This is a genomic window from Pseudarthrobacter sp. fls2-241-R2A-127 (genome assembly GCF_030209355.1).
In the GTDB taxonomy this organism is placed as follows: Bacteria; Actinomycetota; Actinomycetes; order Actinomycetales; family Micrococcaceae; genus Arthrobacter.
Window position 1 is genome coordinate 16,932 of the sequence record NZ_JARVSF010000036.1, and the last position, 10,461, is coordinate 27,392.

General features: G+C 62.3%; 9 protein-coding genes. 8 read left to right on the forward strand and 1 reads right to left on the reverse strand.

The window, feature by feature from the left end; genetic code table 11:
• The first annotated feature begins 33 nt into the window (after nt 1–33).
• The 8 genes from QRN53_RS18665 (at nt 34) to nrdF (ending at nt 9,154) form a co-directional block, all read left to right on the forward strand.
• Nucleotides 34–1,431: an NAD(P)/FAD-dependent oxidoreductase gene (locus QRN53_RS18665; RefSeq protein WP_285245303.1), complete on the forward strand. Its 1,398-nt coding sequence runs from the start codon at nt 34–36 to the stop codon at nt 1,429–1,431.
• Nucleotides 1,428–2,159 (forward strand): DUF1365 domain-containing protein, encoded by a 732-nt coding sequence (locus tag QRN53_RS18670; protein ID WP_285245304.1) that lies wholly within the window; start codon nt 1,428–1,430, stop codon nt 2,157–2,159. The genes QRN53_RS18665 and QRN53_RS18670 overlap by 4 nt, the downstream gene beginning before the upstream one ends.
• Nucleotides 2,156–3,529 carry an SAM-dependent methyltransferase gene (locus QRN53_RS18675; protein WP_285245305.1) on the forward strand — a complete coding sequence of 458 codons (1,374 nt, stop codon included), beginning with the start codon at nt 2,156–2,158 and terminating at the stop codon, nt 3,527–3,529. The genes QRN53_RS18670 and QRN53_RS18675 overlap by 4 nt, the downstream gene beginning before the upstream one ends.
• Nucleotides 3,529–4,767 (forward strand): SAM-dependent methyltransferase, encoded by a 1,239-nt coding sequence (locus tag QRN53_RS18680; RefSeq protein WP_285245306.1) that lies wholly within the window; start codon nt 3,529–3,531, stop codon nt 4,765–4,767. Before QRN53_RS18675 ends, QRN53_RS18680 begins: the two co-directional genes overlap by 1 nt.
• A gap of 375 nt (nt 4,768–5,142) precedes the next feature.
• The gene (nrdH, locus tag QRN53_RS18685) at nt 5,143–5,388 is read left to right on the forward strand and encodes a glutaredoxin-like protein NrdH (protein ID WP_013601222.1); all 246 of its coding nucleotides are present in this window, start codon (nt 5,143–5,145) and stop codon (nt 5,386–5,388) included.
• An 85-nt stretch (nt 5,389–5,473) separates the two neighbouring features.
• On the forward strand, nt 5,474–5,944 hold the full coding sequence (nrdI, locus tag QRN53_RS18690; RefSeq protein WP_285245310.1) for a class Ib ribonucleoside-diphosphate reductase assembly flavoprotein NrdI: 471 nt from the start codon (nt 5,474–5,476) through the stop codon (nt 5,942–5,944).
• Nucleotides 5,945–5,964: 20 nt separating this feature from the next.
• On the forward strand, nt 5,965–8,085 hold the full coding sequence (gene nrdE, locus QRN53_RS18695) for a class 1b ribonucleoside-diphosphate reductase subunit alpha (RefSeq protein ID WP_285245307.1): 2,121 nt from the start codon (nt 5,965–5,967) through the stop codon (nt 8,083–8,085).
• Between the two features lie 94 nt (nt 8,086–8,179).
• Complete coding sequence (gene nrdF, locus QRN53_RS18700; RefSeq protein WP_285245308.1) at nt 8,180–9,154, forward strand: class 1b ribonucleoside-diphosphate reductase subunit beta; 975 nt, start codon at nt 8,180–8,182, stop codon at nt 9,152–9,154.
• A 324-nt stretch (nt 9,155–9,478) separates the two neighbouring features.
• On the opposite strand, the gene QRN53_RS18705 is transcribed toward nrdF, so the two are convergent.
• On the reverse strand, nt 9,479–10,461 hold a 983-nt coding region (locus tag QRN53_RS18705; protein WP_285245309.1), incomplete at its 5' end, for a hypothetical protein.

Consider the following 10,461-nt stretch of genomic DNA (forward strand, 5'->3'; position numbering starts at 1 on the left):
TCCAGCGGCAGATGTCCAACAGAGGAGCACGAATTGTCACCAAATCCAGCAGTAGATGCAGGCGGCCGGCGGCGCGTCGCCGTCATCGGCAGCGGCGTGGCCGGACTGACGGCCGCCTACGTGCTGAACCGGCAGGACAACGTCACCTTGTTCGAGGCAGACTCACGGCTTGGCGGCCACGCCCACACCCACGACATGCCGCAGCCGGACGGCAGCGTCATCGGCGTCGATACTGGTTTTATTGTTCACAATGAACGGACCTATCCCACGCTGCTCCGCCTGTTCGCCGAACTCGGCGTGGAAACCCAGGACTCAGAGATGAGCATGTCCATCCGCTGCGACGGCTGCGGACTCGAATACGCCGGTGCCCGCGACGGTGCCCGCGGCATCATCGCCAAACCATCCAGCCTGCTGCGCGGCCGGTACCTGCTGATGCTCCTGGAGGTCACCCGCTTCTACCGGAAGGCGCGCGACCTGCTCAGGACCGCGCCTCCGTCTGCCGTCAGCAGCGAGGTTGACGTTCCCGAACTGACGCTCGGCGATTTCCTGGAGCGCGAAAAGTTCAGCCCCTACTTCATCTCGCACTTCATGACCCCGGTGGTCAGCGCCGTCTGGTCCTGCGACCCCACCACCGCCCTGTCCTACCCGGCGCGGTACCTCTTCACGTTCCTGGGCCACCACGGGTTGCTGGGCATTAAGGGCTCACCCCAGTGGCGCACCGTCACCGGCGGTTCGGCCCGGTACGTCGAAAAGCTCGCCGCGACCCTCCCCGACGTCAGGATGGAAACCCCGGTCACCGCCATCCGGCGAACGGCGGATGGCGTGGAGATCGCAACTGGCGCCGGGCTGGAAGCCTTCGACGCCGTCGTCATCGCCACCCACCCGGCGCAGGCGCTGGGGTTCCTGGCCGACGCGACGCCTGAGGAAAAGGAAGCGCTGGGCGGCATGCCCTACTCGGTCAACCACACGGTCTTCCACCGCGACCCCGCGGTCCTGCCGGCGGCGGAGAACGCCAGGGCTTCATGGAACTACCGGCTTCCCGGCTGCGACGCACGCCCCGACAAAGTCCTGGTCAGCTACGATCTGACCCGGCTGCAGCGGCTCGAACCGGCCGACGGCCGGCCGTACCTGGTCAGCCTCGGCGAGTCCGAGCTTATTGCCGACGTCGCCGTCCTGGACAGGATGGTTTATGAGCACCCGCAATACACGCCCGAGTCGCTGCAGGCCCAGCAGGCCATCAAGGCGCTCAGCGATGACCGGATCGCCTATGCCGGCGCCTACCTTGGCTGGGGCTTCCACGAGGACGGCGCCCTCTCCGGGGTCCGCGCCGCGGAGAAGCTCGGCCGCACGTGGCCGGTGGCCCGGGCCGCTGAGACCGGAGACTCCTCCGGTGAGGGGGAGCGGGAACTGATGGCCGCGGAACCGGCGTGACCATGGACGCCGCCATCTACCGCACCGCCATCTCCCATGTGCGGCAGACCCCGCTGAAGAATGCCTTCACCTACCGCAGTTACAGCTGGTTCGTGGACGTTGACGACCTTCCCCGGCTGCCGCGCCTGCTCCGGCCACTGGCCGAGTTCCGCGCGGGAGACCACCTGGGCGATCCCGACGCCGGTATCAGGGCCAACGTGGAGCACTACCTGCGGACGCAGGGGATAGAGCCCGACGGCGGTCCCATCCACATGCTCACCAGTGCCAGGGTCTTTGGTTACGTCTTCAGCCCGCTGACGCTTTTCTGGTGCTACGGCACCAACGGAGAGCTCAGGTGCGTGGTGGCCGAGGTCCACAATACCTACGGCGAACGGCACTGCTACCTGCTCAGGACGGATCCCTCCGGACGCGGTTCAGTGCCGAAGTCCTTCTACGTTTCACCCTTCAACGACGTCGACGGCGAATACCGGATGAAGCTTCCCGCCCCCGGGGAGCGGCTTGCGGTCTCAATCGTCCTGGAACGCGAAGGGCACCGGCCCTTCGTGGCCACCATGGACGGCAGGCGGAAACCGGCTACCATCCGGAACATCCTGGCGGCGGCCGTCACCGTGCCGGCCGCGCCACTACTGGTATCCGCACTTATCCGGCTTCAGGGCGTTAAGCTCTGGGCAAGACGCCTGCCCGTCGTCGCCAGACCACATCACCCCCCACAGGAGGCAGTTCAATGACAATGACGGACGACCACGGCACCGCCTCGGCTGAACGCCCGGCGAACCGGTCCGGTTCAGCCGCGCCGTACACCGTGCCGCGGCCACCCGCGTCCATCGATGCGGGCATCTGGCCGGGAATTGCCGCCATACCTTCCGGTTTCAAGGCGAACGGTGCAGCGCGGATTGCGGACGGGATTTTCAAAGCTGCGGTACGGCGCCTTCCCCTCGAAGTGCGCTACCCCGACGGGCAGGTGCTGGGCACGGCCCCGGCCGGCTCCGGTGCTCCGGTGATGACCATCCACCGGCCTGAGCATTTTGCCCTGCGGCTGGGCGACGGGGGCCTGATCGGCCTGGGCGAGTCTTACATGGCGGGCGATTGGGATGCAGACAACCTGACAGCAGTGCTGGAGGTCTTCGCGGCGCGGGCGGGCACCCTGATTCCCGTTCCGCTGCAGAAGCTGCGCTCCATCTTCCTGCCGCGACAGCCGCGGACGGAGCGCAATTCCCTGAAGAACACGCGCTCCAATATCTCCCGTCACTACGACCTCTCCAACGAGCTGTTCGCCACGTTCCTTGACGACACCATGTCCTACTCCAGCGCACTCTTCCCTGCGTCCGGAAGTGCCGTGAAGGACATGCCGTGGGAGGGCTTCGCCGCCGCCCAGCAGGCGAAGATCGACCGGCTGCTGGACAAGGCCGACGTCGGACCCGGAACCCGGGTGCTGGAGATCGGCACCGGCTGGGGCGAACTGGCGCTGCGTGCGGCCGCCCGCGGCGCCACGGTCTACTCGGTCACGTTGTCCAGCGAGCAGCAGGCGCTGGCCCGGGAACGGGTGGCGGAGGCAGGCTACGCGGATCAGGTGACCATTGAGCTCAAGGATTACCGCGCCGTGGAAGGCGAGTACGACGCCGTAGTGTCGGTCGAGATGATCGAGGCCGTGGGTTACGAATACTGGGCCACGTACTTCCAGACGATCGAGCGCGTCCTGGCTCCGGGCGGCAAGGTGGCCATCCAGGCCATCACCATCGCGCATGACCGGCTCCTGGCCACCCGTACCGGGTACACCTGGGTGCACAAATACATCTTCCCGGGTGGCGTGATCCCGTCGGTGCGCGCCATCGAGGAAGTGACGGAAAAGCAGACCGGCCTGCAGGTCCGGGAACGCCTGGCCTTCGGCGAGCACTACGCCGAGACGCTGCGGCTTTGGGAGGAGCGCTTCATGGCGCGCAAGGACGAAGTGGCCGAACTTGGCTTTGACGCCGTCTTCCAGCGGATGTGGCTCTTCTACCTTTGCTACTCAAGGGCCGGCTTTGCCTCGGGCTACCTCAACGTCCAGCAGATTGTGCTGGACCAGAGGAAGAACGCCGGCGTGAACGGAGGCCGCTGATGACAGCTGTACTTGCCGAAACGATCGCGGAGGTCCTGCGGCCCGTCGTAGGCGGGGAACTCCCCGTCCGCCTGAAGGCCTGGGACGGCTCCGAGGCGGGCCCGGAGGACGCGCCCGTGGTCCGGCTCAACAGCCCCGACGCCATCCGGCGGCTGCTGTGGAACCCCGGTGAACTGGGCGCCGCGCAGGCCTATGTCACTGGTGAACTGGATATTGACGGGGACCTCAATTCGGCGCTGCAGCAGTTGTGGGAAGTTGTCAGACAGCGCCGGTTGTCCGGTATCCGCCTTACGCCCGGAGTCATCGCCGGGATCGGCAGGATTGCCCGCTCGGCCGGGGCCCTGGGGACACCTCCTGCTCCACCGGCAACGCAGGCCAAGGTCAAGGGACGGCTGCACAGCCTGATTCGTGACCGTGCGGCCATCAGCCACCACTACGATCTCAGCAACGATTTCTACGGCCTGATCCTGGATCCGCAGATGGCCTATTCCAGCGGGTACTGGACCCAGGAGCCCGGCCCCGGCTACGGCGTCGAGGACGCCCAGCGCGACAAGCTGGACCTGGTGTGCCGCAAGATCGGGCTGCAGCCGGGCATGCGCCTGCTCGATGTTGGCTGCGGCTGGGGTTCCCTCAGCCTGCATGCCGCGCGGCATTACGGAGCCACGGTGGTGGGTGTCACCCTCTCAGTGGAACAGAAAGCATTTATCGACGCGCGGATCAAGGAGTACGGCCTGGAAGACCAGGTGGAGATCCGGGTCCAGGATTACCGCGAGATCCCGGACGGACCGTTCGACGCGGTCGCCTCCCTGGAGATGGGCGAACATGTGGGTCAGAAGAACTATCCCGTGTATGCCCGGGCGCTGTTCGAGAACCTGGCACCGGGCGGTAAGGTCCTGGTCCAGCAGATGTCCCGTCGCGGCCGACACCCCGGCGGCGGCCCGTTCATCGAGTCCTTCATTGCCCCGGACATGCATATGCGCCCGGTGGGGGAGACGTTGAACTTCCTCGAGGGCGCTGGGCTCGAGGTGGAGGGGGTCGAGGGCATGCGCCGGCACTACGTCCGTACCCTCGAAGCCTGGTACGCGACCTTCGAGCAGAACCTGGACCGGGCTGAGGACATGATGGGCCAGGAAGTGGTCCGTGTCTGGCGGCTGTACCTGGTGGGGGCGCTCCGCAGCTTCGCCGAAGGGCGGATGGGCGTGGAGCAGATCCTCTGCAGCAGGCCCGCTCCGCTGTAGCGGTTCATGCCGTGCCGCCGGCGCCAGGCGGCGGGTGCGATTGATCACCCCAAGGGGTCCCGAAGGTCACTTCGGGACCCCTTTTGCGTGCCCGGAAGCCCTGTGGACAACGCTGCGACACGCCGTCGTTTTCACGACACGCTGGCCGTTAATTGTGGCTAAGTAGTCCACAGGGTGTGGACCGGGCGGACAAAAATCCCGGGATCCCGGCCATTTGACGGCCCCTGCCTGTGGATTAACGGTGCATTAAATGACATACTTGTAATACATCATCTTGGGGTCCAAAAGAGGCGCCTGCACTACATGTAGTATCTACATACGGCTTGGACGGGGACACCGCACCAGCGATAGATTTCAACTAAGGGGACAGCGACAATGACCGTAACGGTTTACACGAAGCCTGCTTGTGTTCAGTGCAACGCCACCTACCGTGCGCTCGACAAAAAGGGCATCACCTACCAGAGCGTCGACATCTCCCAGGATGCCGAGGCGCTGGAGCGCCTGAAGGCACTGGGCTACATGCAGGCTCCCGTTGTGGTCACCGACCAGGACCACTGGTCAGGCTTCCGCCCGGACAAGATCGAGGAACTGGCACTGTCTGCCGTTTCCTCCGTAGCCTAAGGTTCCAGCTTTTCCCAACAGCAACAAAGCTGAGGTGACGTCCATGGTGGCACCCACAGCACAGCGTGACCACGCGGCTCAGCGCGTGGAAGTGTCCGCGCCGGCCAGTGCACAGGCTGATGCGGAGCCGGTCAGTACCGGCAGCCAACTCATCTACTTTTCCTCTGCATCCGAGAACACCAGCCGCTTCGTCAGGAAGCTAGGCCGTGAGGTGGCCCGGATCCCGCTCTACGCGAAGGACGCACCCCTTCTCGCCACCCGGCCGTTCGTGCTGGTGGTGCCTACTTACGGTGGCACCGGGGGAGAGGGGTCCGTTCCCAAGCAGGTCATCCGGTTCCTCAACAACCTGCAGAACAGGCAACTGCTCCGCGGCGTGATTGGTGCCGGCAACACGAACTTCGGGGATAACTACTGCATGGCCGGCGACATCATCGCCGCCAAATGCAAGGTACCCCACCTCTACAAATTCGAACTTATGGGAACGCCGGAAGACGTCACCCGGGTCAACCAAGGATTGGACACGTTTTGGACACGACTGTCGCCGACACAGAAGTAACCAGGGCCGGGAAGCCTGAGATGCCCGCTGCTTACAAGGGGCTGGGCTACCACGAGCTGAATGCCATGCTGAACCTCTACGGTCCCAGCGGTGAAATCCAGTTTGAGGCGGACCGCGAGGCTGCACACCAGTACTTCCTGCAGCACGTGAACAACAACACCGTGTTCTTCCATGACCTGGAGGAGAAGCTCGACTACCTGGTGAAGAACCAGTACTACGAGCGCGAGACGCTGGACCAGTACACGATGAACTTCATCCGTGAACTGTTCAACCGCGCCTACAAGAAGAAGTTCCGCTTCGAAACCTTCCTGGGCGCCTTCAAGTTCTACACCTCCTACACGTTGAAGACGTTCGACGGCAAGCGTTTCCTGGAGCGCTACGAGGACCGCGTGTGCATGGTTGCCCTGCACCTGGCCCGCGGCAACGAGCAGCTCGCCCTGCAGATGGTGGACGAGATCATCGAAGGCCGCTTCCAGCCGGCCACCCCCACGTTCCTGAACGCGGGCAAGAAGCAGCGCGGCGAACTGGTCTCCTGCTTCCTGCTCCGCATCGAAGACAACATGGAGTCGATCGGGCGCAGCATCAACTCCGCGCTTCAGCTGTCCAAGCGCGGCGGCGGCGTGGCCTTCGCGCTGACCAACATCCGCGAAGTGGGCGCGCCCATCAAGCAGATCGAGAACCAGTCCTCCGGCGTCATCCCCGTGATGAAGCTCCTCGAGGACAGCTTCTCCTACGCCAACCAGCTCGGTGCCCGCCAGGGTGCCGGTGCGGTGTACCTGCACGCCCACCACCCGGACATCTACCGGTTCCTGGACACCAAGCGCGAGAACGCGGACGAAAAGATCCGCATCAAGACCCTCTCGCTGGGCGTCGTCATCCCGGACATCACGTTCGAGTTGGCCAAGAAGGACGAGGACATGTACCTGTTCTCGCCGTACGACGTCGAACGCGTCTACGGCATGCCGTTCTCCGACGTCTCGGTCACCGAGAAGTACTACGAGATGGTGGACGATTCCCGGATCAAGAAGACCAAGATCAAGGCGCGCGAGTTCTTCCAGACCCTCGCCGAGATCCAGTTCGAATCCGGCTACCCGTACATCATGTTCGAGGACACCGTGAACCGGGCCAACCCGATCGACGGCAAGATCATCATGTCCAACCTGTGCTCCGAGATCCTCCAGGTCTCCCAGCCCACCACGTACAATGATGACCTGTCCTACGCGGACACCGGCAAGGACATCTCCTGCAACCTGGGCTCGCTGAACATCGCCAAGACCATGGACTCGCCGGACTTTGGCCTGACCATCGAGACGGCCATCCGCTCCCTGTCCGCAGTGTCCGACATGTCCAACATCACCTCGGTGCCGTCCATCGCCAAGGGCAACGACCAGAGCCACGCCATTGGCCTGGGCCAGATGAACCTGCACGGCTACCTGGCGCGGGAGCGGGTCCACTACGGTTCCGAAGAGGGCCTGGACTTCACCAACATCTACTTCTACTCGGTGGTCTACCACGCCGTCCGTGCCTCGAACCTGCTGGCCATGGAAACGGGCCAGACCTTCGGTGGCTTCGAGAAGTCCAAGTACGCCTCGGGTGAGTTCTTCGACAAGTACACGGAGCAGGAGTGGGTGCCGCAGACCGAGAAGGTCCGCGACCTGTTCAAGAACGTGCACATCCCCACGCAGGCTGACTGGCAGGCGCTGAAGGCTTCGGTCATGGAGCACGGCATCTACAACCAGAACCTGCAGGCTGTTCCGCCGACGGGTTCGATCTCCTACATCAACAACTCCACCTCCTCGATTCACCCGGTGGCGTCCAAGATTGAGATCCGCAAGGAAGGCAAGCTGGGCCGCGTGTACTACCCGGCGCCGTACCTGACCAACGACAACCTGGAGTACTACCAGGACGCGTACGAGATCGGCTACGAGAAGGTCATCGACACCTACGCCGCCGCGACGCAGCACGTGGACCAGGGCCTGTCCCTGACGCTGTTCTTCAAGGACACCGCCACTACCCGCGACATCAACAAGGCCCAGATCTACGCCTGGAAGAAGGGCATTAAGACCATCTACTACATCCGTCTCCGCCAGCTCGCGCTGGAAGGGACCGAGGTAGAGGGCTGCGTCTCCTGCATGCTTTAATATTCAACTAAATCGTGCCAGTACGACGGCGGGTGCCCGCCCGCCGTCGTACGCTTTAACTTAGAGAAAACCCACCCAACGCATAGGGGATGACATGACCGAGAAGGTCAAGCTGCTGAGCCACGTCGAGGCCATCAACTGGAACCGCATCCAGGACGACAAGGACGTGGACGTCTGGAACCGCCTGGTGAACAACTTCTGGCTGCCGGAGAAGGTGCCGCTGTCCAACGACGTCCAGTCATGGAACACACTGACGCCGGCTGAGCAGCAGCTGACCATGCGCGTGTTTACCGGCCTGACCCTGCTGGACACCATCCAGGGCACCGTCGGCGCCGTCTCGCTGATCCCGGACGCAATCACCCCGCACGAGGAAGCCGTCTACACGAACATCGCGTTCATGGAGTCCGTGCACGCCAAGAGCTATTCCTCGATCTTCTCCACGCTGGCCTCCACCAAGGAGATCGACGAGGCGTTCCGCTGGTCCACCGAGAACGAGAACCTTCAGAAGAAGGCCCAGATCGTCATGGACTACTACCAGGGCGACGACCCCCTGAAGCGCAAGGTGGCCTCCACCCTGCTGGAGAGCTTCCTGTTCTACTCCGGCTTCTACCTGCCGATGTACTGGTCCTCGCGGGCCAAGCTGACGAACACCGCCGACCTGATCCGCCTGATCATCCGCGACGAGGCCGTGCACGGCTACTACATCGGCTACAAGTTCCAGAAGGGCCTGGAGAAGGTTTCCGAGGAGAAGCGCCAGGAAATCAAGGACTACACCTTCGAGCTGCTGTTCGAGCTGTACGAGAATGAGGTCCAGTACACCCACGACCTCTACGACGGCGTGGGCCTGGCAGAGGACGTCAAGAAGTTCCTGCACTACAACGCCAACAAGGCCCTGATGAACCTGGGCTACGAAGCGATGTTCCCGGCATCCGTCACGGACGTGAACCCGGCCATCCTCTCGGCACTGTCCCCGAACGCGGACGAGAACCACGACTTCTTCTCCGGGTCCGGTTCCTCTTACGTGATCGGCAAGGCTGTTAATACTGAGGATGAGGACTGGGACTTCTAGTTTCTTGTGAGACCACGACCTAACTGAGCAATTTCTCGGTTTCTGAGCAAAAGCGGCTTCATATGTGAGCATTGCTCAGTCGTGCTTGAGCGTGAGGTTCCACGGAACCTGGCCGTTTCTCGAGATAGGTGTTCACAATTCACGGTACTTGGCCAGCTGTTTATGCAGCTGGCCAAGTAGGTGATCAGCAGTTGTTGGCCGCCGTCCGTGAGGTACCTCGGCGGACTGGATGTCTAAGTTTGCCGCTGACTGCTGGGGCGGCTACGGCCACGGGCTCACCGGGGCCATGGTGCCCCTTGAAACTATCGCATCAACCCACGCCCATTAGCGCATGATAGCGCGAATGTGCTTCTCAATTGTGCGCTTATCGCCTATGGACGGTAAGCGCATGTGCTGAATTTTGTTACGAATAGGAAGAACTTCGAGCTTCGCGAGGGTCCATTGCTTGGAAGTTAGACCTCCCACCCTGGAAGTCTTAGAAACCTGTATAAGTAGATCGAGCAAATCGGACAGATCGATCCACCTCACCGGATTTGGTAGTGAGCTTAGGTCCGGGCTGGGCGCACCATGCTCGGCAGTGAAATTCCGACGAATCTTCTCACTGTGCGCTTCAAGTAGCTCAACAAGTGCCTCGGCTGAGGGCGTCGATTCCACTAAAAGCGCTCGGGCTGTCCTCTCGAACTTGAATAGTGACCCAGCGATAGTGACCCATTGTGGGGGAGCGTCGAGGAAGCTTCGCTCTGCAAGTTCGATGCAATCTTTGACGGTTGTATCAGAAACACCGGGAAGCAATTGGAAACAATCACTCTGGAAATCAACGTTGCCCAGTCCCGCAGCATAAAGCGTAGTGGCAACATTTGCCGGAATTTCTTCGTAAGGCGTCGTTCGAACTCCTCTGAGAAGAACGGCAGTCTCAAGCCAAGAAATGCAATCCGAACCGCACTGAATCATTGTGTCTGTGATTCGTTTCCTGAGGCGACGAAGTGCGTCCTTGGTATTGGCTTTGGCTATGTCGGGGTACTGATTCAAGATTTCTGATGCGGGTCCGGGCATACCCGCCGACAGTGACATGAGTTTCTTCATGTCTTGATCAGAACCGTGGTGCCGGAGTTGATCCGCCCTCCAGCGGTCTCCTATGTGCTGCACGCAGTCCGTGGCAAGGCTGGAACCGTCAATGGCAGGATAATGACTTTGTGGGGAATTGCTTGCGACGACCAATCGTGAACCTCGTCGAAGATGGTCAACCATAACTGGCTCTTCACGGTTTGTGGGGAAATGGATCTCGGGGATGAGCGTCATGCCGCCGT